The organism is Marinobacter halotolerans, assembly GCF_008795985.1.
GTDB lineage: Bacteria > Pseudomonadota > Gammaproteobacteria > Pseudomonadales > Oleiphilaceae > Marinobacter > Marinobacter halotolerans.
In genome coordinates, this window is sequence record NZ_VMHP01000001.1 from 1,337,690 (window position 1) to 1,360,817 (window position 23,128).

General features: G+C 59.0%; 22 protein-coding genes and 1 pseudogene. 9 read left to right on the forward strand and 14 right to left on the reverse strand.

What is annotated here, in order from left to right; all coding sequences use genetic code 11:
* Window positions 1–178: 178 nt before the first annotated feature.
* The 4 genes from rpoH to ftsY all read right to left on the reverse strand — a co-directional run bounded on the left by rpoH (window position 179) and on the right by ftsY (window position 4,117).
* Window positions 179–1,048 (reverse strand): RNA polymerase sigma factor RpoH, encoded by an 870-nt coding sequence (gene rpoH, locus FPL19_RS06280; protein WP_150911609.1) that lies wholly within the window; start codon window positions 1,046–1,048, stop codon window positions 179–181.
* A 194-nt stretch (window positions 1,049–1,242) separates the two neighbouring features.
* Window positions 1,243–2,247: a permease-like cell division protein FtsX gene (gene ftsX, locus FPL19_RS06285; RefSeq protein WP_150911610.1), complete on the reverse strand. Its 1,005-nt coding sequence runs from the start codon at window positions 2,245–2,247 to the stop codon at window positions 1,243–1,245.
* Window positions 2,240–2,914 carry a cell division ATP-binding protein FtsE gene (gene ftsE / locus FPL19_RS06290; RefSeq protein ID WP_150911611.1) on the reverse strand — a complete coding sequence of 225 codons (675 nt, stop codon included), beginning with the start codon at window positions 2,912–2,914 and terminating at the stop codon, window positions 2,240–2,242. Before ftsE ends, ftsX begins: the two co-directional genes overlap by 8 nt.
* A gap of 6 nt (window positions 2,915–2,920) precedes the next feature.
* Complete coding sequence (gene ftsY / locus FPL19_RS06295) at window positions 2,921–4,117, reverse strand: signal recognition particle-docking protein FtsY (protein WP_150912421.1); 1,197 nt, start codon at window positions 4,115–4,117, stop codon at window positions 2,921–2,923.
* A gap of 149 nt (window positions 4,118–4,266) precedes the next feature.
* Between ftsY and rsmD the strand changes: the two genes are divergently transcribed.
* Window positions 4,267–4,857 (forward strand): 16S rRNA (guanine(966)-N(2))-methyltransferase RsmD, encoded by a 591-nt coding sequence (rsmD, locus tag FPL19_RS06300; RefSeq protein WP_150911612.1) that lies wholly within the window; start codon window positions 4,267–4,269, stop codon window positions 4,855–4,857.
* Between the two features lie 4 nt (window positions 4,858–4,861).
* Here rsmD and FPL19_RS06305 read toward each other — a convergent pair whose 3' ends face one another.
* Window positions 4,862–6,040: a DesA family fatty acid desaturase gene (locus FPL19_RS06305; RefSeq protein ID WP_150911613.1), complete on the reverse strand. Its 1,179-nt coding sequence runs from the start codon at window positions 6,038–6,040 to the stop codon at window positions 4,862–4,864.
* A 178-nt stretch (window positions 6,041–6,218) separates the two neighbouring features.
* Here FPL19_RS06305 and mutM point away from each other — a divergent pair, with 178 nt between their 5' ends.
* The 6 genes from mutM to FPL19_RS06335 all read left to right on the forward strand — a co-directional run bounded on the left by mutM (window position 6,219) and on the right by FPL19_RS06335 (window position 11,300).
* Window positions 6,219–7,043 (forward strand): bifunctional DNA-formamidopyrimidine glycosylase/DNA-(apurinic or apyrimidinic site) lyase, encoded by an 825-nt coding sequence (mutM, locus tag FPL19_RS06310; protein WP_150911614.1) that lies wholly within the window; start codon window positions 6,219–6,221, stop codon window positions 7,041–7,043.
* Between the two features lie 112 nt (window positions 7,044–7,155).
* Entirely contained in the window at window positions 7,156–7,491 is a 336-nt protein-coding gene (locus FPL19_RS06315) for a hypothetical protein (protein ID WP_150911615.1), read from the forward strand.
* Between the two features lie 77 nt (window positions 7,492–7,568).
* Entirely contained in the window at window positions 7,569–8,258 is a 690-nt protein-coding gene (yrfG, locus tag FPL19_RS06320; protein ID WP_150911616.1) for a GMP/IMP nucleotidase, read from the forward strand.
* Between the two features lie 41 nt (window positions 8,259–8,299).
* The gene (gene hslR, locus FPL19_RS06325; RefSeq protein ID WP_150911617.1) at window positions 8,300–8,707 is read left to right on the forward strand and encodes a ribosome-associated heat shock protein Hsp15; all 408 of its coding nucleotides are present in this window, start codon (window positions 8,300–8,302) and stop codon (window positions 8,705–8,707) included.
* Window positions 8,708–8,790: 83 nt separating this feature from the next.
* Window positions 8,791–9,645, forward strand: coding sequence for an Hsp33 family molecular chaperone HslO (gene hslO / locus FPL19_RS06330; RefSeq protein WP_150911618.1), 855 nt, complete (start codon window positions 8,791–8,793; stop codon window positions 9,643–9,645).
* Window positions 9,646–9,767: 122 nt separating this feature from the next.
* The gene (locus FPL19_RS06335) at window positions 9,768–11,300 is read left to right on the forward strand and encodes a phosphoenolpyruvate carboxykinase (protein ID WP_150911619.1); all 1,533 of its coding nucleotides are present in this window, start codon (window positions 9,768–9,770) and stop codon (window positions 11,298–11,300) included.
* Between the two features lie 66 nt (window positions 11,301–11,366).
* Here the strand turns inward: FPL19_RS06335 and FPL19_RS06340 are convergent, their stop codons facing one another.
* From FPL19_RS06340 to FPL19_RS06355, 4 genes are all read right to left on the reverse strand, one after another.
* Window positions 11,367–12,326 carry a PA2778 family cysteine peptidase gene (locus tag FPL19_RS06340; protein ID WP_150911620.1) on the reverse strand — a complete coding sequence of 320 codons (960 nt, stop codon included), beginning with the start codon at window positions 12,324–12,326 and terminating at the stop codon, window positions 11,367–11,369.
* 7 nt (window positions 12,327–12,333) lie between these two features.
* On the reverse strand, window positions 12,334–12,735 hold the full coding sequence (locus FPL19_RS06345; protein WP_150911621.1) for a PA2779 family protein: 402 nt from the start codon (window positions 12,733–12,735) through the stop codon (window positions 12,334–12,336).
* Between the two features lie 73 nt (window positions 12,736–12,808).
* Complete coding sequence (locus FPL19_RS06350) at window positions 12,809–13,909, reverse strand: DUF2855 family protein (RefSeq protein ID WP_150911622.1); 1,101 nt, start codon at window positions 13,907–13,909, stop codon at window positions 12,809–12,811.
* A 2-nt stretch (window positions 13,910–13,911) separates the two neighbouring features.
* The gene (locus tag FPL19_RS06355) at window positions 13,912–15,312 is read right to left on the reverse strand and encodes an NAD(P)/FAD-dependent oxidoreductase (RefSeq protein WP_150911623.1); all 1,401 of its coding nucleotides are present in this window, start codon (window positions 15,310–15,312) and stop codon (window positions 13,912–13,914) included.
* Between FPL19_RS06355 and FPL19_RS06360 the strand changes: the two genes are divergently transcribed.
* Window positions 15,296–15,796 (forward strand): TetR-like C-terminal domain-containing protein, encoded by a 501-nt coding sequence (locus tag FPL19_RS06360; RefSeq protein WP_191965224.1) that lies wholly within the window; start codon window positions 15,296–15,298, stop codon window positions 15,794–15,796. The genes FPL19_RS06355 and FPL19_RS06360 overlap by 17 nt on opposite strands.
* Before the next feature lie 42 nt (window positions 15,797–15,838).
* On the opposite strand, the gene FPL19_RS06365 is transcribed toward FPL19_RS06360, so the two are convergent.
* Together FPL19_RS06365 and FPL19_RS06370 are read right to left on the reverse strand one after the other, a co-directional pair.
* The gene (locus FPL19_RS06365; RefSeq protein ID WP_150911625.1) at window positions 15,839–17,902 is read right to left on the reverse strand and encodes a TRAP transporter large permease subunit; all 2,064 of its coding nucleotides are present in this window, start codon (window positions 17,900–17,902) and stop codon (window positions 15,839–15,841) included.
* A 25-nt stretch (window positions 17,903–17,927) separates the two neighbouring features.
* Window positions 17,928–18,875: a hypothetical protein gene (locus FPL19_RS06370; RefSeq protein WP_225314380.1), complete on the reverse strand. Its 948-nt coding sequence runs from the start codon at window positions 18,873–18,875 to the stop codon at window positions 17,928–17,930.
* Window positions 18,876–19,233: 358 nt separating this feature from the next.
* Between FPL19_RS06370 and FPL19_RS06375 the strand changes: the two are divergent.
* A pseudogene (locus FPL19_RS06375) lies at window positions 19,234–19,509 on the forward strand (HU family DNA-binding protein); the annotation flags it as partial.
* 61 nt (window positions 19,510–19,570) lie between these two features.
* Here the strand turns inward: FPL19_RS06375 and FPL19_RS06380 are convergent.
* From FPL19_RS06380 to FPL19_RS06390, 3 genes are all read right to left on the reverse strand, one after another.
* Entirely contained in the window at window positions 19,571–20,590 is a 1,020-nt protein-coding gene (locus tag FPL19_RS06380) for a putative solute-binding protein (protein ID WP_150911627.1), read from the reverse strand.
* Between the two features lie 203 nt (window positions 20,591–20,793).
* Window positions 20,794–22,104, reverse strand: coding sequence for a dihydroorotase (locus tag FPL19_RS06385; RefSeq protein ID WP_150911628.1), 1,311 nt, complete (start codon window positions 22,102–22,104; stop codon window positions 20,794–20,796).
* Window positions 22,101–23,114, reverse strand: a complete 1,014-nt coding sequence (locus tag FPL19_RS06390; RefSeq protein WP_150911629.1) for an aspartate carbamoyltransferase catalytic subunit — start codon at window positions 23,112–23,114, stop codon at window positions 22,101–22,103. The genes FPL19_RS06385 and FPL19_RS06390 overlap by 4 nt, the downstream gene beginning before the upstream one ends.
* Window positions 23,115–23,128: the final 14 nt, after the last annotated feature.

Here is a 23,128-nt window from a genome sequence, read left to right on the forward strand (position 1 = left end):
AAAACTGTGCGGAGCCATGGATGGCGGAGCCCAAGCGTACAGGGACGTATTCACAGCATGTTTTGAAAACCCCTGCCCAATCGCTTCCTCCCCCAAGACTAAAGAAAGAGTATACAAACAAAAACGCCACCAGCCCGCGAGGGTGGTGGCGTTTCATTACGTCCTTCTCAGACGTCAATCAGGCAGCTTCGGTATCCGCCGTCATTTGCATCCGAATTTTCTTCATGGCGTTCTTTTCAAGCTGACGAATCCGCTCGGCAGAAACACCATACCTGTCAGCCAGATCGTGCAGCGTCGACTTGCTGTCAGACAACCAGCGCTCGCGGAGAATATCCTGGCTGCGCTCATCCAACTCGCCCAGAGCGGCCATCAGCCGACCGTTGGAATCATCCGTCCAGTCCGCCTGCTCCAACTGGGTAGCCGGATTGCTGCGCTGATCTTCCAGGAAATACGCGGGTGCCTGATAGGCATTGTCGTCGTCATCATCCTGGGGACCGTCAAACGCCGTGTCGTGGGAGGCCAATCGGCCTTCCATCTCGCGGACAACCTTCGGCTCAACCCCCAGATCCGCCGCCACAGCGTTCACCTCGTCGTGGCTGAGCCACGCCAGGCGCTTCTTCTGGCTGCGCAGATTAAAGAACAACTTACGCTGGGCCTTGGTAGTGGCCACTTTCACGATGCGCCAGTTGCGCAGGATGAACTCGTGAATTTCAGCCTTGATCCAGTGCACCGCAAAGGAGACCAGACGAACACCGTATTCCGGATTAAATCGCTTCACCGCCTTCATCAGGCCAACGTTGCCTTCCTGAATCAGATCTGCCTGGTTCAGGCCATAACCGGCATAGCTGCGCGCAATGTGGATCACAAACCGGAGGTGAGACAGCACCAACTCCCTCGCTGCGTCAACATCACCTTCGTAATGCAGCCGCTCTGAAAGCTTACGCTCCTCTTCGACAGAAAGTACCGGAATCCGCGCTGCCGCCTGAATATAGGATTCAAGGTTGGCGCCGGGAACCAGTCTGTCGAGAACCTGTAAGTTCGTGCTCATACTATCCCTCCGGATATGACGGCCGATAAATATATCAACTTAATCTAGGACCGCCAAGATCTGAAAAAGTTCCTCAAATTCCCTATAAACGCTTTAGAATCAACTGCCTGACGCGTTTAAACATTTACTACCTCTCCATCTAAACTACGCCGCAACTGATGAACATTGCAATACGGCATTCCCGAGACCCGGGATCACCCACCTGCAATCTCGCCCGGCTCAATGTCATCCAGGTGGCGCTTGACTGCAACCCAGGCGCCCAACCAGCCTAACAACATCGCTGCGATTATCAACGCCAGCACACCATCAAAGGTCAGGCCGCTTAGTGAAAAATCACTGCGGTAAAGCCCCGCAAGACGCTCTACCGGGCCACTGAGCCACCATAACGATACCTGCAGAAGCAACCAGGCAACCACGCCACCACCCAGCCCGAACCAGGCGCCGGTATAAAGAAAGGGACGGCGCACAAACGCATCGGTACCGCCCACCAGCTTGGCCACCAGAATCTCGTCCCGCCGGTTCTCGATCGACAGACGGACCGTGTTGCCAATCACCAGCACCACGGCCGCCGCCAACAGAATGGCCAGAGCCCAGACCGCTCGCTCAAGCAGTTCGGTCATGGCGTTAAGGCGTTGCAGCCAGCCCAGATCCACCTGCACCTGATCCACGCCTTCCATGCCCTCGACGACCGCAAGCAGTGTCTGGATGCCGTCAGCCGTTCGGGAACCGTCACTGGGGGTCACCAGGAGCGTGTGAGGCAGGGGATTTTCATTGAGATAATCCAGTGCATCCTCGAGGCCGGACGACGCGCGGAATTCCTTCAGCGCAGTATCCCGGTCAATCAGCTCAACTCCGGCGACCCGGCTATCGTTGCCGACATTTTTCCTGAGAGCCTCGGCCTGATCCAGGGTAACGTCCTGTGCCAGATAGGCCGTTACCCGTGCCGAACTCTCCCAGCCGGCGCTAACTCCCTGAAGACTGGCAAGCAGCAACATCAGGGCCACCGGCAGGGCAAGCGCCACCCCCATCACCGTCCAGGTCATGGTACTGGCCACCGGCGCCTGCCAGAGCCTGCGGGCGCTGTCCCGCGCCACCTTGCGATGGTGGCTAAAGTAACTGGAGGCCTGTTGTGCCAGCGGCGACTTTGATGCCCGGGCACCCCGGGATGGTTCTTTGCGGCGGTTACCAGACTCAGCCATTCAGCCCCCTGCCCCCGGACACCAGGCGGCCCTGATCCAGGGTCAGCGTACGCCGCCCAAGTTCATTGATCAGAGCGATATCGTGAGTCGCGATCAGCACCGTCACCCCGACCTGGCTGAACTCGGCAAACAATCCCATGATGTCGGAGGAAAGCTGCGGGTCCAGGTTACCGGTGGGCTCATCCGCCAGCAGAACCGGGGGCTTGTTCACCACGGCGCGGGCAATACCGACGCGCTGCTGCTCGCCCCCGGACAGCTGCAACGGGTTCATCTTTTCCTTGCTCAGCAAACCGACCTTGTCCAGCGCTGCCCGCACCCGCCGGCCAATATCCCGCGCGGGTACGCCCATCACTTCCAGGGGCATGGCCACGTTATCGAACACCGTGCGATCAAACAGCAGCTGGTGGTTCTGAAACACCACGCCGATGTGGCGTCGGATATAGGGCACCTGGCGACGGGGAAGCCGGCTCAACACCTGTCCGCCCACCACAACCTCGCCCGCGCTGGGGCGCTCCATTACCATAATGAGTTTGAGCAGGGTACTCTTACCGGCGCCGGAATGGCCGGTGAGAAACGCCAGCTCACCGCGATCGAGGCCAAAATTAACCTGCCGCAGCGCGGTGTGATCGCTGTCGTAACGCTTGGTGACCTGGCGGAACTCAATCATTCAGAGCTATGCCTCCGGGGCACGTTCCGGGGTTTCATCAAACAGGGCTTCAACAAAAGTCTGCGCATCGAAACTGCGCAAATCATCCACCTGCTCCCCGACCCCGATATACCGAATGGGTAACTGCAACTGGCGGGCAATGGCGAATACGATGCCGCCCTTGGCAGTACCGTCCAGCTTGGTCAGAGTGATACCGCTGACGCCAACCGCCTGCTGGAACACCTGGGCCTGGCTAAGGGCATTCTGCCCGGTGCCGGCATCCAGCACCAGCATGACCTCGTGGGGCGCCGTCTCGTCAATTTTCTTCATCACGCGAACGACCTTTTCCAGCTCGCTCATCAGGTTGTCCTTGTTCTGCAGGCGCCCGGCCGTGTCGGCAATCACCACGTCAACACCACGGGACTTGGCTGATTGCACCGCATCGTAAATCACCGACGCGCTGTCTGCCCCGGTATGCTGGGCAATCACCGGTACATTGTTGCGCTCACCCCAAACCTGAAGCTGTTCCACGGCAGCAGCCCGGAAGGTATCGCCGGCTGCCAGCATCACCGACTTGCCGTCACGCTGGAACAGCTTAGTGAGTTTGCCGATGGTGGTGGTTTTACCAACGCCATTCACGCCTACCATCAGGATCACGTAGGGCTTCTTGCTGTCATCAATTTCCAGGGGCCGGGTTACGTTGGCCAGCAGACCGTGAAGCTCATCTCTCAGCGCTTTACGCAGTGCTTCGCCGTCCTTGAGCTGGTTGCGTTCAAGCTTGTCCGTCAGCGAGTCGATGATTTCGGTGGTGGCGGTTACCCCCACATCGGCCATCAACAGGGTGGTTTCAATCTCTTCCAGCAGATCGCTGTCAATCTTCTTGCCCAGAGAGAATAATCCGGAAAAGCCACCGGTCAGATTTTCCCGGGTTTTACCAAGGCCGCGACGAACCCGCTCGAATACGCTGACCTGCGGCGCTTCCGGCTCAGGCTTCGCAGCCGGAGCTTCAGGTTCTGGCGGAATCCCGGCAGGCTCTGGAGCTTCAGCTTCGGCAGAGGGCTCGAGCCCTGCTTCTTTTTTTGGGGCTGCCCCGGGCTGTGGTTCCGGCTTTTTCTGCGGTACCGCCCTGGCGCGGGGCTTTGGCGGTCGCCGGGCAAACAGGTCCGAGACAAAGACAAGAACAAGAAAGGCCAGTAGCCCGATGGAAATCCACTCTGCCATCATAGTCATACCATTGATCGTAGGATTCGCGGGATAAAAGAAAGCCGGTATTCTAACAGACTGTCCGTGGGAAGTGATTGATCATCCGAACCGTCGTACCATGATCTTCACCCGCACCACCAATGCATTCGCAGGATCAGATAAACACAGTCATGGCCCGAAAAACCCCAAAGCGACCGTCAGCAGGCGGAGAACTGAGCATCATCGGCGGCGACTGGCGCAGCCGCAAACTGCGCTTCCCCGATGCCGGAGGTGTTCGCCCCACCCCGGCACGCACCCGTGAGACCCTTTTCAACTGGCTGTCTTTTCACCTGGCCGGCAGCCACTGCCTGGATCTGTTCGCCGGCTCCGGCGCCCTGGGGCTGGAAGCCCTGTCCCGGGGCGCGAGCACAGCCGTATTTGTTGACCATACGCCGGCACTGGCCCAGGCCCTGCGCAGCAACCTGCGGCTGCTGAACTCAGAAAGCGGGGAGGTCGCCTGCCAGAGTATCGACAGCTTTCTGGGCAAATCACCGGCCAGACCGTTCGACATTGTGTTCATGGATCCGCCGTTCAGGCAGGGCTGGCTGGAGAAGCTGTTTCCCATGATCGCGGATAATCAGTGGGTGAAGCCGGGTAGCTGGATATACGTGGAGCATGAAAGCGGTCTGCCAATGCCAACCGCTCCGCAAGGATGGAACCTGCTGAAACAGAAAACAGCAGGCCAGGTGGCCTACTGTCTGTTAAGGGTAGAAGGCTTCTAGTCGTTCAGGCCGCAGGGCGCAACGAATAGGCCCGCAAATGAGTGGCAAAATCTTCCAGGTAGCGAATGCCACTGGCCTCTGCCTCACGGCACCATTGCATCAGTGCCTGCAGCTTTTCCTGGGGCTTCACGCCACGACGACGCCAGAGTGCCTGCAGTTCGTGACTCATCTCGTAGATCTGGCGCAGCGCCTGATTGCTCTCCAGCGCCGATTCCAGATGCTCCTTCTCCGCGGGCTTGATCAGAGTAATCTCGCGGGACAGCAGCCGACGGATCTTGCGATAACGCGGACGGATCTCATCGTCCATCAGTGACTTCTGTTGGCGAAGCACCGGCTCCATCACCCGCTTGCGATACTGGCGCATGATGTCAAAGCGGTTGTTGGCAATCGCCTGCACCGTTTCCACATCTACATCCTGCTTACCGGGAACATGGTGGGCAATCGGACGGTAGCCCTTGGGCGTGGCCAGACGAAGCGCCTGGAAAAGGCGGATATAGCCCCAACCGATATCCACTTCGTACCAGCGGCGGGAAAGCTTGGAAGAGTTCGGGTAGGTATGGTGGTTGTTGTGAAGCTCTTCACCACCAATCAGGAGACCCAGCGGCGAAATGTTCCGGGCGTTGTCGGCACACTCGAAATTGCGATAACCCATAAAATGGCCAATACCGTTAACCACGCCGGCGGCCCAGACCGGAATCCACATCATCTGCAGCGCCCAGATCCAGATGCCGTTCACGCCGAACAACATCAGGTCAATAACCGCCATCAACTGGATGCCCAGCATCTTGTGACGGCTGTATAGATTGCGTTCAATCCAGTCCTCGGGCGTGCGTTGGCCGTATTTCTGGAGGGTTTCTTCGGTGCCTGCCTCGTCATAGAGCTCGGCCCCCTGCAAAAGCACCTTGCGAATACCCAGCACAACCGGGCTGTGGGGGTCGTCTTCGGTTTCGCACTTGGCGTGGTGCTTGCGGTGGATTGCGGTCCACTGCTTGGTGTTGGTTGCTGTGGTCAGCCACAGCCAGAACCGGAAGAAGTGCGCCAGAACCGGGTGCAGATCCAGGGAATTGTGGGCAGAGTGACGATGCAGGTAGAGCGTAACGCTGATGATGGTGACGTGTGTTAATCCCAGCGCAACCAGAATAAGCTGCATCACCGACAGGTCCAGAAGACCGTTATACCACATGGACTATTCCTCTTTCGAAATCACGGGGTCCGGCAACATGTCCCTTCAGAACGAAGGCAGGCCCGGACCCAACCCTGATACTCTAGCGTACAGTTGTTCACCATAACAACAGGGTTTCTATACGCTTTTGTGACTGATTACATTAACGTGTATCCACCATCAGCCCGGAGCCACTGAATTGCCTGAGTTACCCGAAGTTGAGACCACCCGTCGCGGCATTGCCCCACACTGCGAAGGCCAGGTAATTGCCGGAATTGTCGTGAGAGACAGCCGGCTGCGGTGGCCCGTGCCGGCAAATCTGCCCGACCTTCTCGCAGGCGCCACCATTACGGAGGTTGACCGGCGGGCCAAATATCTGTTGATACGGGTCACAAAAAACGACCTGGCCGGCAGCCTGATTGTCCATCTGGGCATGTCCGGCAGCCTTCGGGTCATCACCGATGACAGTGAGCCTCTGAAGCACGATCACATCGAGCTAAGGTTACAGAGCGGTATCAGGTTGCGCTTCAATGACCCGCGACGGTTCGGCTGCTGGCTCTGGTCGGAAACACCGGACACTCACCAGCTTCTGGCCAGTCTTGGACCGGAACCCCTGGCACCGGAGTTCAATGGCCCGATGCTCCACCGGCTCGCCGGGGGTAAACAGACCCCGGTGAAATCATTCATCATGGACAACCGAGTGGTGGTGGGCGTGGGCAACATCTACGCCAACGAGGCACTGTTCAAGGCCGGCATACACCCGAAGCGGGCGGCAGGGCGTATCAGCCTGAGCCGCTACCATCGCCTGACCGAAGCCATCCGGGAAACCCTGTCTGCGGCCATCCTGATGGGCGGGACCACCCTGCGGGATTTTGTGAACAGCGATGGAAAGCCTGGATATTTCGCCCAGTCCCTTCTGGTTTATGGCCGCGGCGGAGAACCCTGCCGGGAATGCGGCCAGCTCCTGAAAGAAATCCGAATGAACCAGCGTTCCACGGTTTATTGCGGCAGATGCCAGCGCTGAAGAGGCCGTGCAACTGAAAAATCGTTTGAAAATACGCAAATATGATTCATAGTTAACAGAGTATTTATCGTCCTGGGCTACCATGGGGCGAACTGTTTAGGAGAAACGAGACATGAGCGGTAAGATTTCCCACATAGTGATCACAGCCCTGACCGTCTGCCTGCTGGCCTTTTCTTCAGCCGGACATGCCCAGGCCATTGATGAAAGCCCCTCTGCACTGGCCATGACCGGAGACGCCCTGTTCGCGCGGCCCGTTCTGTTTGCAACGACCGTTGTCGGTAGCGTTGTGTATGTTGTGTCACTGCCTTTCTCACTGCTTGGCGGTAATGCGGAAGAGGCCGGGGAAACTTTGGTCCTCGGCCCTGCCAAGGCGACCTTTGTGCGCTGCCTGGGCTGCACCCGTAACGGACGGAAGCCGGAACAGGTCGAGCGCACCGCCAGCAACTGATCCGTAAATTCCCCGGTTGCCATCCGGGCCGTTCTTCGGCAGCCTGAAGCCATATCAACTTCAGGCTGTTTGCATTTATGGTGGACTGGCATTCTCTCGACACGGTGTTCCTCGACATGGATGGAACGCTGCTTGACCTGCATTTCGACAACCATTTCTGGCTGGAACACCTGCCCCGCCGCTACGCTGATCACAATGGTCTGAGCCCCGAGCAGGCCCGGGATCTTATTGTGCCGATGATCATGTCGGAGCGAGGCTCGCTAAACTGGTACTGCACGGATTACTGGAGCAACCGCCTGTCTCTCGACATAACCGGCCTGAAAGCCGAGGTGGGCGAACGGATCGGCTACCGCCCCCATGTGACGGGTTTCCTGGATGCGCTGCGACGAGCCGGCCTGCGGTCCGTCATCGTCACCAACTGCCACCCCGACCCCCTCGCTCTGAAACTGGAACGCACGGGCCTGGCTCGGCACGTCGACGCCATCGTTTCCAGCCATGAACTGGGCAAAGCCAAGGAAGACCCCGCCTTCTGGCGGGATCTGGACAGCCTTCAGCCCTATCGGCCGTCAGCCACCCTGATGGTGGACGACAGCTTTCCGGTTCTGGAAAGCGCGCGCCAGGCAGGCATCGGCCAGTGTCTGGCCATACTGGCACCGGACAGCCAACGGGCAGCGAACGAGCCGCATCCGGAGATTCCCTCTATTCACCATTTCGACGAGATCATTCCCGGGCTACAGAGCCTTTCGCCCCTGCCATCCGGAGCGTGAGGCCGTTATACTATGAGCAGACGTCCATCAGGCGGGGAGACATGACGGCAACCACCACTGACGACAACCGTGTGCGACTGGACAAGTGGCTCTGGGCCGCCAGGTTTTACAAGACCCGTAACCTGGCAAAACAGGCCATCGAAGGTGGCAAGGTGCACTACAACAGCCAGCGAACCAAACCGGGCAAGCTGGTAGAAACCGGTGCAACCGTAACACTGCGGCTTGGCTGGCAGGAACGCATCGTGGTTGTCGACGACATCAGTGATCGTCGAAGAAGCGCTCCCGAGGCGCAGACGCTTTACCACGAAACCGAAGACAGCGTGAAACGCCGTGAAGATCTGGCCTGGCAACGCAAAACCATGCAGGCCGCCCAGCTTCCCCCGGCCCGGCGCCCCTCCAAGAAGGACCGCCGGGACATCCAGCGTTTCCGCGAGCAGAACGGCCTCTGACGGGTCGTTCCGCGCCATCGCTTCCCGACTCAGACTTCCATTCAGATTTCAGTATCAGATTCTTATCTTCAGGAGACACAGTTATGGCATCCGGGGACCAGTTCCAACGATTCCTGTTTGAGGACAGCCAGGTGCGGGGCGCCTGGGTCAAGCTCGAAAAGAGCTACAACGAGATCGGCAGCCAGGCGCCTTATCCGGATTCCGTCCGACGGGTGCTGGGAGAATCCCTGGCGGCCAGTGTGCTGATGAGTAGCACGCTGAAATTCGAAGGCACGCTGTCGATCCAGGCCCAGGGCGATGGCCCGGTCAGCACCCTGATGGCAGAGTGCAGCCATGATCGCTTTATCCGCGGCATAGCCCGCTACGATGAGCAGGCCGTCACCCGCGACAGTCTGGAGTCCTTGCTGGGCGAGGGCCGAATGGCTATCACCATTTCCCCGGACAAGGGCCAGCGCTATCAGGGGGTTGTGCCCAGGGAAGAGCCCGACCTGGCAGGCTGCCTGAAAGAGTATTTCGAGCGCTCGGAGCAGATCCCCACCAGCTTCTTCCTGTTCGCCGGCGAGCATGGCAGTGCCGGCCTTATGCTGCAGAAAATGCCGGGCGACACGGAACAGGACGCCGACCTCTGGGACCGCCTCAACCACTTGGCCAGCACGGTCGAAGCCGAGGAACTGCTCAATCTTGATAGCGAAACCCTCCTGCACCGGCTGTTCCATGAGGAAACCGTGCGGCTGTTCGACGCCGAGCCCGTGGCTTTCCGCTGCAGTTGCTCCCGCGAGCGCACGTTGAGCGCCCTGGAAGCCATTGGCAAGGACGAGTGCTACGACATTCTTGAAGAACAGGGATCCATCGAAATGGACTGCCAGTTCTGCCACGCTCACTATCGCTTCGATAGAAACGACATTGATCACCTTTTCACCGGACATACGTTACACTAAGGCGCTTGAAAAGCCTGAAACCCAGTCATAGAGCGGCTTACAGAGCAGTCGTTTTTCACCGGCGCCTCTGGCATAATAGCGCGCCTGACTGATCACGAGCACACCCCGAGGGCGAGGTCGAAGTGAGTAATAGCTATCATGATCTGAGTGCAGCACCACTGGTTGAGCTGGCACTTGAACGAGGCGAAGGCAAACTGGCAGCAAACGGTTCACTGGTGGTTGAAACCGGTGAGCGTACCGGCCGGTCGCCCATGGACCGTTTCATCGTCAAGGAGCCCAGCACCTCTGACGATATTCACTGGGGGCCAATCAACCGCCCATTTGACGCCGACAAGTTCGATGCCCTCTGGGATCGTGTCGAGGCCTACATTGCGGAACAGGAAAGCTTTGTCTCCCACGTTCACGTGGGCTCCGACCCTGAGCACTACCTGCCCGTCAAGATGACCACCGAGACTGCCTGGCAGAACCTGTTCGGTCGCAACCTGTTTATTGTCCCGGAAAGCTACAACCCGGCAGACAAACAGGAATGGCAAATTCTCAACGCTGCCAATTTTGAATGCGAACCCGAGCGGGACGGCACCAACAGCAACGGCTGCGTGATCATCAACTTTGCCAAGCGTAAAGTACTTCTGGCCGGCATGCACTACGCCGGCGAGATGAAAAAGGCCATGTTCTCGGTTCAGAACTTCCTGCTGCCGGAAAAAGACGTGCTGCCCATGCATTGCTCTGCCAACGTGGGTGAAGACGGCGAGACCTGCCTGTTCTTTGGCCTGTCCGGTACCGGCAAAACCACCCTCTCGGCCGATCCGGATCGCTTCCTGATTGGTGACGACGAGCATGGTTGGGGCCCGGGCACGGTCTTCAACATTGAAGGTGGCTGCTACGCCAAGTGCATCGACCTGAGCCAGAAGAACGAGCCAATCATCTGGGACGCCATCCGTTTTGGTGCCATCGTTGAGAACGTCAGTGTCAATCCGGAGACTCGCGAACCGGACTACACCGACGTTTCCCTGACCGAAAACTCTCGCTGCGCCTACCCGCTGGAGCACGTCGAAAAACGGGTTCTGGAAAACCGTGCCGGCGAGCCGTCCCACATCGTTTTCCTGACCTGCGACATGACGGGCGTTCTGCCACCCGTATCGATTCTGAGCAAGGAAGCGGCGGCCTACCACTTCCTGAGCGGCTACACCGCGCTGGTGGGTTCTACCGAAATGGGATCTTCCTCCAAACTGAAAGCCACCTTCTCCACCTGCTTCGGGGCGCCCTTCTTCCCGCGCCCGGCCGGCGTTTACGCCGAGCTGTTGATGAAGCGCATGGATGAGTTCGGCAGCAAGGTCTTTCTGGTTAACACCGGCTGGACTGGTGGCCCCTTCGGCGTGGGCGAGCGCTTCAGCATCCCCACGACTCGTGCGGTTATCGCGGCGATTCAGAACGGCGATCTGGATGACACCGACACCGAGCACCTGCCCACCCTGAACCTGGATGTGCCGACATCGGTTCCCGGGGTTGACAGCAAACTGCTGAACCCGCGCAACACCTGGGCCAGCGAAGCCGACTACGACGCCAAAGCGGCCGAGCTGATCGGTCAGTTTGTGGAAAACTTCAAGAAGTTTGACGTCTCTGACGCCATCGTCGATGCAGGCCCCAAGGCCTGACGTCGACCGAATGAAAAAAGCGCCCTGTCGCAAACCGGCACGGCGCTTTTTTTATGACCGCCGGAATCAGTCAGTAAGCGGACAGCGGAGCGTCGGGCAACTGAATTTTCCGGCTGACGAGGCGGGTTCGGGTAAATCCGACGGGTAGTGGTCTTTGCGCAGACGATTAGCACAGGCAAGCGCTTCCGCTGCCTCGTTCTGGCATCCGACACGGGCCAGCGCATGGGCCAGATTGTTCCATCCGGGTGCCAAGGTCGGGAACCTTTCCACAAGGTCGTCATAGAAACCCGCTGCCCTAGCCCAGTGCTCGCGGGCGAACGAAATATTGCCCATGCCGAGCACCGCCGCGGGCTGATCCGGCCAGCGCTGGAAGGCCGACCGATAAGCAGCAAAGGCAGCGTCCTGCTGGCCTGTTACCTCCAGATCCTGGGCCGCCTCCAGATAAGCCAAGGGCTCTGCCGTGGCGGGGAACTCACCGGGGGGCAGAATAACCGCAGCCCACTTCCCTGCACGGTCCCAGGTGCGGTAAAACACACTGATGGGCTGCCGGTTGGCGCGACGGGTATCGGTGTGAAGGATCAGATCGCGGTTTTCAGTGTCGTACCCAACCACCACGGCAAAGTGCCATTGGGGAAACCAGTCGAAACCGAGATTCTGCATCACCAGCACCGGGTGACCGGCATCAATCTCGGCGAACATAACCGCCAGCTCTGCCTCCAGCGGATACACCAGTCGCCCATACTGACGGGCAGCGGCAACCAGCTCCACTTTCAGACTGCCCTCGCGCTCCGGCAGATAGACTTTGGGCACCAGTTCCTCCGGCGTTACAGCCACGCCCTGGCTGGCCAGCATGGTTGCAAGGGCTGCTGGGCCGCACTGATAACGCTCTTGGGGAAAGAAAGGCACATTGAGCTGAACCGGCGCCTGACTGGCTCCGGCTGTTGTTTCCGGCCATGGCGGGACGCTGGCACAGCCAGCCACAAACAGGACAAGGGTGCCGGTCAGCACCCTGAGAAATCCTGTCACCGCCGTTCTAGCGAATACAGTTGATGAAGCTGAAGATGTTTGTGGCGCACAGCATGTCCGTCACAATGAACACCAACAGGAAGAGAACAATGATGCCCACCACATCCTGCCCGACGGGCGCTTCTGCCAATTGCTCGTTGAAGTCGGCAAGCTCCGCCGGCGTCAGACTCTGAATGCGGGATTCTACCTCGGACTTGTCGACACCCATGGTGCCGAGCGCTTCCTGCACCTCCTGGCGTTCCAGCATGGTCATCAGGGACTGGCGATCCACCTCGGCCCGCTGCTCGGTCAACACGTCTCCGGTGCCAACAACACCGGCCGTAGCGGTTGCGGACCAGGTCGTCGCCAGACCCATGGCCAGGATCATGAACAGAGAAATCTGACGTAGATACACTCGGATAGACGACATGGCATTACCTCCTGTTGATACAACGTTGCACTAAGGCTAGCAGACAACACGCTCATGAGAGGTTAAAGTTCCATCATCCGCCAAGCCGTACAATCAGCCCCTCGTCCGCCGGACGCTGGCCATTGCACACGGTGGGATAAACCTCCGCCAGACCCTCCAGGCCGTCGATTTCATGGAGCTTCAGCCACTGCCGGCTCTTGCGGGCGGTATCTCGAAGGAAATGCGCCGTCCGGTCAGCGAAGCCCTCCGGGCCCCAGTCTTTCATCCGCTTCTGGATATGGCCCGGCGCAAAAAAGAACTCGGTGCGCTCTTTCGGCATACCGGCCGCCGGTTTGAATTCGTCCCAATGGGTCAGTCCCACGTTGATGCAATAGCGCATCCTGTCGCCCAGATGCGCCTGCAGCTGGCCCAGTAGATCGCCACTGCCCGACATGTCCACGATCACCGTCGGCCTTGACGCATCAAGCTCGGCCAGCGAACCATAGTCCAGGCACTGGTCATAAACGCCCAGTGAACGGACCAGTTCCAGATTGCGGGCGGACGTCAGCGCGATGGACCGGGGCGCGGAATCATCTGACTCCAGGGCGTACGCCAGGCCAATACTGGTTTTGCTGGAGGCGCTCAGAATCACCACCTGTTCCGCGCCGTACCAGCCATTTTCCTGGAGCTGGTCCCAGAGGCAGAACGAGGTGATATGCAGAGGCCACAGCAGCATGCGCTCGGCGTCTGTGGCCGGGTCATAGCCCGGTTCGAAATCCACCCGACTGTAGCTGTTGTAGCCGGCCGGCAGTTTTGCCCGGTGCTCCGCACCGTCAAACAGACGCTGGGCAGAGACCCGGGTGGGCTTGAGGGTCAGAAAGGAAGCCGGGGGAAAATAACCGAACAGGCGCTCTCCCACGGCAACCTCCGGATGGTCTGACTCCACGACTTCGGCAAAGCCCCAGACGGGAATGACACCCCAGCCCTCAGTGTCCTTGCCTTTCGGTGGAAAGAACTGCCAGTAACCCAGCTGATCACCGGCAGCCGCATAGGTAATGTTGTTGGCGGTAAAGGAAAACGACTGGATTTTCACCACAATTTCGCCCGCGCCGGCTTCCGGCTGCCGGTCGGTCTGTTCATTCTGAACCAGCCTCGTCTCCGAGAACCGGTGTTTCTGAACCTGAAATTCCGCCATTGTCATGCCTCCTGTGATGCCTGATTCTGTGATCTGATGTCGGCCGCATAGGCCTGAAGTTTTGCCATGGCGGGCATGGCGCTGTCTCGCACTCGTTTCAGGATGTCCTGTTTTGCCAAGTCGCTCCGGTCAATGTCCCGGATCATCCGGCTCATGCCATCCAGGCGATTGTTCACCAGCCACTGCCGGATCTCTTTGTGCTGCGACCACTGATACTGGTTCATCATCATGCCGATCATCATCCGGATCCAGTCGGTGTCGTGATTGGGCAGCGGCACCACGCCACACAGCCGGTTTTTGTCTGATTCTTTCCCGTAGGCGGCCTCGATATGAGCGATGAACGCCGCGCTGAAAACCGGTTGGTAAGACCGCACGGTCTGCGGGGTGATCAGGTCACCTGCAAAGATCGGCCGCGTCTCCAGATTGCTGATGGCGCTGGCTGAACAGTCAATGTGCAGATGATCCGGGCTGGTGTCTAGCCTGCCCTGCTCCAGATGAATGCAGTCCGGCTCCAGGGCGGTCACCCGACCCAGACGCACCACTTGGCGGATGCGACGAAGCTGGGCCAGCTCGTCCTGGCTGACCGTTGCACCGTGGAACATACTGGGGCGCACCGTCGGATCAAGCCGCAACAACACGCCGACGGCTTCCAGCCGGTCGAACAGGTCCGGAATTGACTCCGAACGGGCAATGGCCTCGAACTGATTGGCCATGGCTCCAATGGTGTATTCGAAGAATTCCTCGGTGGGCTGGGTATTGCGACGGTCCAGCAGCCAGGCGTCGCGGGACACAATCCATTGAATCCGGTCCGGATCGACCCCGTTTTCCAACAGCCAGAGGCAGGCATCAATGCCGGTCTTGCCACCGCCGATGACGACAAATCCCACCGGTGGCTCGCTTACTGTCGGCAGGTCGTTAAGGGGCATGGAGCGAACCCCCGGAGCAATACTGAAGCCCGGAGTGTGATTGGCCGGCACTGAGGTCTTCAGATAAGTGGCGTCCACCGTTTTGCCAGCGCTCACCTGATAGGTCTCGCCGGTCAGACAGGACTGGAAGCGGCCATCACCCAGGTAGTCACACATGGGAAAATACTGAACCCGGCCCGTGGGCAAAAACCGGTGTCGCATCACGTCGTCAAAATAGGCGCTGATTTCCGCGCCCGTGGCCAGATCGTTCAGGCCTTTGTTCAGACCAACCTGATCCTTGCGCCCCTTACTCAGCTCACAGGAACTGACGCCGTAATAGGCCGACGGCTGGTGCAAAGTGACGAACGGATAGGCCAGGTTCCAGTGGCCGCCCGGCTTGTGATGCTTGTCCACCATGATGATATTGGCGTCGGTCTCTTCCAGAAGAACGTCGACAAAGGCGATTGCCAGCAAGGCGGGGGTGTCTACGATTGGCATCTACAGCCATTTCAAGGGCAAGCAGGGGATACTGGACGCACTGTATATCGAAGGGTTCGAAGCCGTCTCAAGGGCACTAAACGTCGACACCCGGAACCAGACGCCCAGAGACGCCGTCTTGCAGGCATCGCGCAACTACCTGAACAATGCCGAGAAACTGGAAGCCCACTACAGCCTGATATTCGGCAAACTGGACGGCAGTTACGAACCGTCTGCCGATGCCAGAATGGCCGGGATTGAAGCCTTTGAACGCCTGACGGAACTGGTGGGCACGCTACTGCCGGGGACCGCCAGAAAACCTGAAAAGCAGGATGCCGCCATCCGGGTCTGGTCGGTGATTCACGGGTTTGTCAGTCTGCGCAATCATGCCGTTGCGCAACTGGTGGACATGTCAGACTGGAAGGAGCGCACCATGAAAACAGCAGAGATGCTGGTAGATGACATTATCGAAGCGTCTGCGGCCCCGTGGTCAAGCCAGAGTTAACGGCAAAACCCGAGGCCCCGATCATTAGCATTGCACGCTTCCTCAGGTATAGAAAATCAGCGGTATGAACGCCACCACCACCAATGAAATGCCCATGGCTATCAGTGGCATGATGATTCGTTCATGACGCTGATAGAAAGTACCCTGCTCATTCTGTGCCGCAAGCACCTCTTCCTCACCGACAACCTGCCGGGTCAACAGATGGTTCAGTGCCACCGGTGGGCTTAGATACCCCAGCTCGAAAGCGACCAGCGTCACCATCCAGAAATGGACCGGATGAATGCCGCTGCCATAAGCGATGCTGGCAACCGTCGCGGAAACCAGAATCACGGCGCCAAAGGCATCCATTATCATGCCCAGAATGACCAGAATGACCACCATCAGCAGCATGGCCGCCCAGACGCTGTCGAAGGACTGTGGAACACTGCCCATGATGTGGGAACGCTCGATCACGCCACCGATGCTGACGGACAACCCGAGCAGCAGCAGCAGCGCCCCGATCTCGGCCGTGGTATCATTGGTGGCGGAGCGCACGCTACGTTCCAGGCCCTGGTGATTTACTTCAGGATTTGCGCGCTTCCTGGTCCTGCGCAAACTGAAATGCTCGTAGACCAGAATCGCCAGCATGATCACCGGCAGTAGCCTGGGTGCCGAGAACTCATCCATGGATACGTCCAGCGCCAGCCGATAGAAAAGCACCACCGCTGCAATCACCAGCACATAGGGAATCAGCTTTTTCAGCGCCACAAGTGTCGGGGCCGTGGCTTCAGAGGCGGGCGCCAGATTAAAACCGTTCTGGCGGTTCACGGTCAGCGCAACCGCAGAGAACATGATGGCGGTCAACACGAAGACCCAGATACCCCATCCGAACAACTCGTCGGTTGTTACCTCCCGATTGAGATAGGCAATCACCACCACCAGCAGGCAGGGGCGCAGCACAACACCGAGAGAGCCGGACATGGCCGTGGCCGCAAGGGCCAGGTGCCGGCGGGCACCGGCGGCACGCAGTTCGCTGTAGATGACGGCGCCGGCCGCAATCACGAATATTCCGGATGCGCCGGTATAGGCAGTGGGCACGGCAGCAACCAGCACGGCAACCACCGCCAGCATTTCGGGGGGCATGCGCCAGGGACGGAAAACGTTGAAAACCAGGGTGGCGAGCCGGGTCTGTTTCAGCATCATGCCAACCCACACGTAAAGTCCGACATTCAGAAACATGTCAGACAGCTCCATCATCTTGCCGAGGTAGATACCGATACCCGAGGCATGACCGATCATTGCAAAGTAGGTACCGGAAATCAGGCACATCACGGTATAAAGCGGTACTGCCATGAACGCCTTGTTCGGGTCACCACCGGCCTGCAGATCCTTCGGAACCCGGAAAAGTCGATACAGGCTGGCCAGCGTCAGCGCCGCAAAGCCGGCAATCCAACAGTTGTGCAGCGCCAACTCGATGCTGGACACTGACGCGTCAGCGCCAAAACTCATCTGCCGGAAGATAACGCTTGAGCCCAGCAACATGACGTTGGCCACAGTCTGGAGCGCATGGGAGACCAGATAATCGAGCCGCGTTTCCATGGCACGCATGGCGATATGATGGCGAGTCAGCGTGGCGGTCACGGCGCAGAGCATTACCAGAATCACCAGAATGAAGCGCTGGGATTCCAGCCCCAGGGCAATCAGATCAGCAATGAAAAGCTCAACCGCACGATAGGCCTTTACCCCGGTGGTCAACTTCCCCTGCAGGTTTTCGAACGACTCGTGGCGCTGGCGGCAGTCCTCCAGTGAGCGCTCGACAGCCACGCGCAATTCCGCCGGATCTACTTGGCTTTCGCCCAGCAGGGCCGCCATGGGGTCCTGTGAGGTTTCGTTTTTGCGGATTTCTTCCGCAACCACAGTATCCACGTCCCGATCGGGATCACAGGTTGGCTTGACCGGGTCCATACGCAGCTTGTAATAGCCGCTCCACAGCTGCTCCCCACCACGCAGCATCTGATTGTGGATATCACTGCTGGTCGAGAAGAGGACCACCGACAGCAGTAAAAGACAGGCCGGGAAAGACGAGAACCATTCCAGCCAACTACGGCGAAAACCACCTTGGGACATAACAACTCACTCGGCAATATGGGGTTTACAGCAGACCTTCAAGATCCATGGTTTCCACCGGTTCCTTCTCGTCGTCCCAGAAGTTACCGAGCTGGCCCATGGGCGTTCGGTGCCCGGCATTCTCCATCCACAGGCGGTCGGAAATCGCGACAATCATCTGTGTCGCCATGGCATCCACAAACCGCCATTTCTCGTTGGACGGCGTTTGTTCAATTGACTCGGCATGGCTGCGGATGATCGAGCGCAGTCGCTCACGATCGCCCTTGTTCTGGGCGGCGATGGCGTGAAAAACATGGCTGATTCGCACGCCTTCTGCCTCTCCCTGCTTGTCGGCAATTTTCAGCCTCACAAAGGGATCCTCACCTTCCGGCAGCGCGCCTGGGATCATAGCCCAGACCGTCGCCCGGAGTGCCATAGGCGCACCCCACCACTTTTCGTTGTCCAGGCACTGGGTGGCACGGGCAACGGTTGACCCGATATTCTTGGGTACCCCGATTGCCGAGGTGGACTGAATTTCCGCATTGAGTGCCTGAAGCCCGGACAGCAGACCAGCCAGATAGATGAATTCGCCCAGATCGTCATCGAAGGCCGGGCACTCACCTTCCACCGGCTTGCCGTAGAAGGAGTTGTGATACTTCCAGGCCGAGAAATATCGCTCCGCCGCCAGGGCAAGCGCGCGCTTCTGACGGATGATGGCATCCTGCGCCTGGTCGGCTTCCAGATTCCGCATGGCGGCAATTCCGGTCAGCTCGTATTCCCGGGCGTGTTCCTCGGCGCAACCGCCAGCAGACAGGTACAGCATAACGGCCAACTGATCCGGCTCGGTGGTGACACGCCCGAAAGACATCAGCAGCGGTGCCGTCGCCTCACTCATGGCACATCCCATGGCCAGGTCATTGCTTTCAAGCAGATAGGGAACGGTATGATCGCGGGAGAAGCCCTGCATGACGTCGCCAGTGGTTTTGTACATCATGTTGTTGATAGCACCGCAGCCGGACAGCAGGGTGAGGACCAGCGTCAGGGTCAACCACTTTGCAATGCCGTCGGCAGGGAGTCCCGACTGGCTCTGAGTTTGCAGATCGAACATCATAATCTTGCACCTTCTACTTATTTTGGCGTACGCGCGCTGCAGAGCCGCCCTGTAACTGTTTGTAACTTGAGCAGGCATTATCCCTGACAAGCATCTGTTTTTATGAGACCCGCGCCGCAAACACGGGCAGCGGGTTAAATTCCGTTAAGGTCTGTATTTGCAGAATCGGGGACGAACCGCTATAGCTTTGGGCAGCTGAAACGCGTACCGCGTCAGCCCCGCGAATCAACACAAGGAGCAACCTATGCGCAAACCCGAGCTTGCCGCTGCCGTATCCGACGAGACCGGCCTCACTCGTGAAAAAGCCAACGAAGTCATTACCGCCTTCACAGACCAGGTTTCCGCAGCCGCGGCCCGTGGCGAGGATATAACGCTGATCGGCTTCGGCACCTTCAACGTTCGCCACCGTGAAGCGAGGGAAGGTCGCAATCCCCAGACAGGCGCCAGCATCCGCATTCCGGCAAGCAAAACGGTCGGGTTTAAAGCAGGTAAAGCTTTGAAAGACGCTATTCGCTGAGCTTCTCACTCAAAGGAAGCGGGGGCCGGCCCGGGCCCCCGCGGAACGCATCCGGTCAGAATCAGGACGCGCACTCCGAGCGCGAGCCATTGACGCGGCAACGGATTGCCTTCATCAGATTGATAGCGCGCTCGTCGAAAATGCCGTCCTCAGTCAGTGACAGCCGCACCTGTTTCAGCATCTTGTCGTATTCGGCACGTTTTTCCTGGGGCAGATGCAGCCAGACATCGGAAGGAATTTCGGACTCGGCCTTGGCGATGATCTGGTAAGCCTCATCCAGCTTGCTCATCGCCTGCTCGCGGATGAAGCTGCTGGCCTCATCCGGAAAGCGTTCCCGGTGGATGACGATCTGGAAATTCATGTAACCCAGCGCGTACTTCACCACCGCCCCGTCCGGATTCACCCCTTTGTAAAGCTCCATAGGCTGATAGGCCACAGCCGGAGCATAAGCAAGATCAACACTGCCGTTATTGAACTTGCCCGCAAAGTTGGCGGAGTTAGCCCCCACGACGGACGCCCCCACGTGGCGAACCATGCGCACGGACGCGGCATCGTAATCCAGCGTGGCAATCCGTTTGCCCTGCAGTTTCTCCACCGTATCGATGCCTCTGTCGCGGGTGTGCAAGTATATGGCTCCGGCCGGCAAAACCCCCGCCACTTCGTAGGCACCATCAATCATCAGGGAACGGGCTTTGGGCTGGCTCAGCGTGTTGTAGAGCAGACGCATTTCCTCTTCACCGGGCACGGCTCCGATCGCTTCCAGGCTTCCGGTGAACTTGTTGAATTCACGGGCACGGGTGCCGGTAAGCAGAACACCATCGCACTGACCGGCCTTGAAATCCTCGGCGGCCACCTTTTCATCTGTATAGGCACGGAGGTTGAACTTGATGCCGTGTTTCAGGGCAACGGGCTCGAAGGTTTTGGCAATGGCAAACAGCGGGCCATTGGCGCCAACCGGGTCAAATACGCAGAAACTGCGTTCGATGAACTCAGACTCGGCTTGAGCGAACGGGGAAAGCACCAGGCCGGCGCAAAGCGCTGCGGTCGCGATGGCTTTTCGCGGTAGATTGAATGGTTTCAAGGGACAACTCCTGCATTATTTTTGTGGCATCGACACATCCGTGTGTGCGTCGATTACCGAGACGGGAAACTAGTTCGGATAATGCAAGAATACGTTGGCAGAGGTGCCCTTATTCAAGGGCTTAGCGGCAAAAAGTAACAAAATGTGACAGGCTCGACAGAGGTTGGGCCACTTCGGCCACACTTCTGGCCCGGGCTGACGTGCTAGTCAGTTTCAGAGGACCAGACGGATTCACCGTTGCAGAGCGTCAGGCGAACGACGCCCGGCAGCGAAACCGCCGGCGCAGATCCGGAAGGAAACGGATGGTGAAGTCCGACAGAGCAGAGGGTACGGGCCGAGGGTGTCCAGGACGCGCCGGGGTCAAATACGCAGAGGTCGGCCGGCGCCCCCGGCTCAATGACCGCATGGCGCCCAATCACCGACGCCGGTCCTTCGGTCAGCGCCCGACATAACTGTTGCCGGGACAGCTCACCGCGCTCCACCAGCATCAGGCCCATGGACAGGGTTGTCTCAATGGTGGAGAGGCCGGGTTCGGTAGCCGCCAGAGGCGCCTGTTTGGCAGCGGAATCATGGGGCAGATGCTGGCTGGTGATAGCGTCAATCACACCGTCGCGCACACCGGCTATCAGGGCCAGTCGGTCACTCTCGCCACGCAATGGCGGGCGCACATGATACCGACTGTCGAATCCAGCCAGTGCCAGGTCGGTGAACAGAAGCTGATGCATTGCCACGTCGGCGGTCACGGCAATTCCGCGCTGGCGGGCATCGTTGAGCATGTCGACGCTGCGGGCGCAGGACAACTGACTCAGATGCAGGCGTACGCCGGTTTCCTCTGCCAGTAGCAGCATCTCCATCACTGCCGCGGTTTCGGCAACCTCAGGAATACCCAGCAATCCCAGCCTTGAGGCCACCAGCCCGTCGTGTGCGTAGCCATCCGCCGCCAGCGCCCGGTTCTCCGGGCTGAACATAACGGTCAGGCCGAAGGTCTGGGCATAGGCCATACAGCGACGAAGTACCCGGGCATTGCTGACCGGCCGGCTACCGTTGCCCAGCGCAATACAGCCAGCACCGGACAGACCCGCCATATCGCTGAGCAGCTCACCTTCCAGGCCACGCGTAATGGCGCCAATCGGCAGAATCCTTACCGAGGAACGCTTGGCCGACACATCAAGAATCAGGTTGGTGACCGCACCGGAATCGTTGACCGGGGAGGTCTCGGGGGAGGCACAGAGAGTCGTAAAACCGCCGTGGGCCGCTGCCCGGCTTTCAGAGGCTATGTTGCCTTTCTGGCCGTTTCCCGGCTCCCGCAGATTGCAGCACAGATCCACGAACCCGGGGCTGATCAGGCATCCACTGATATCGACGGTCTGCTTTGCCTGCTGGTCTGGCTCCGGCCGGCCCACGCTGGCAATCCGGCCGTCCCGAATAACCAGAGTCACCGCTTCATCGGTGGTTGCAAGACGACCGCCGACCAGGGCCAGGTCCGTTGATGACTGCTTGCTGGTAACACTCACAGGGCGTTCCTTTCTGCTGACTGTCGGTTTCGATCGGCCATCTGTCCGCCCATGGCCATGGACATCACTGCCATGCGGATGGCGATGCCGTTGGTCACCTGGTCGAGAATGACGGACTGGGGGCCGTCCGCCACCGCGGACTCAATTTCCACCCCCCGGTTAATGGGTCCGGGGTGCATGACGATGCATTCCGGGTCGGCCAGCCCCAGCTTTTCCTGGTTGAGGCCATAAAGCCGGTAAAATTCTCGCTCGCTGGGCAGCAGGGCGCCTTCCATCCGTTCTTTCTGCAGGCGCAGCATGATCACCACGTCCAGGTCCTTCATCCCCCGGGCCATATCGTATTCCACTCTGCACCCGAGCGCTTCAACGTCCCGTGGCAGGAGCGTGGCAGGGGCGATAACCCGAACTTGGGCAACACCCAGCTCCTGCAACGCCCGGATCTGGGAGCGTGCCACTCTGGAATGAAGCACATCGCCAACGATCGCGACTTTAAGGCCTTCAAAACGCCCCTTGTGCTGGCGGATGGTGAGCATGTCCAGCATCGCCTGGGTCGGATGGGCATGGCGCCCGTCCCCGGCGTTAATGATGGCCACACCCGGGGTCACGCTTTCGGCAATAAAATGGGGCGCGCCACTCTGGGAATGGCGTACCACGAACATGTCGCTGGCCATGGCTTCCAGATTCAGCAGCGTGTCCGACAGGGACTCGCCCTTGGAGGTGGCGGAGGTGTTGATGTCCAGATTGAGCACATCCGCCGACAGGCGCTTAGCGGCCAGCTCAAAGGTGCTGCGGGTACGGGTGCTGGATTCAAAAAACAGATTGACCACGGTGCGGCCGCGCAGCAGTGGCACTTTTTTGATGCTGCGCTCGCCAACTTCAATGAAGGAATCCGCTGTGTCGAGAATGTCCGTCAGCAGCGCCCGATTAAGACCGTCCAGGGTCAGAAAATGGCGCAGCTGCCCTTCTTCGGTCAGTTGCAGTGATCTGGTCGGAGAATCCTGTGCCGTCATGGTTCGCCTGCTGG